We start from the raw sequence: 418 nt of genomic DNA, 5'->3' as shown, positions 1-418 counted from the left end.
AGCATGCACGCGCACACGGTTCCCGTCCTCGCCGAAGGCTTCCCGGAGTACGAGGATGTGGTCAGCGAGGTGACGGGCTTTGTCACCGGTGTCGCGCAGACGGCTGCCGCCGGCGGTGCCGCTCCGGTGTGGATCGATCCGGGCATCGGATTCGGCAAATCCCCTCGACATAACCTGGAGTTGCTGCGCCGGCTTCCTGAGCTCTGCAATCACGGTTTTCCGGTGTTGGTCGGGGTGAGCCGAAAATCGTTCGTCGGCAACGTCACCGGACGCGCAGTGGACGGCCGCCTGGCGGGATCGCTGGCCGTTGTCGCGCCCGCATGGTCGGCGGGCGTCGATGTCATCCGAGTTCATGATGTCGTCGAGACAATGGACACCATCGCAATGCTGCAGGCGATCTGGGGATCGCCGCCGGTAC

Annotated in this window: 1 protein-coding gene; it reads left to right on the top strand. The window is 65.1% G+C overall.

The window, feature by feature from the left end; genetic code table 11:
- Positions 1–418: dihydropteroate synthase (locus RM590_RS35765; RefSeq protein WP_311708976.1), on the top strand; the 418-nt coding region annotated here is incomplete at both ends.

This window comes from Streptomyces litchfieldiae (assembly GCF_031845365.1).
GTDB lineage: Bacteria > Actinomycetota > Actinomycetes > Streptomycetales > Streptomycetaceae > Streptomyces > Streptomyces litchfieldiae.
The sequence above is the reverse complement of the archived record's forward strand: the minus strand, read 5'-3'. Positions and strand labels throughout refer to the sequence as shown.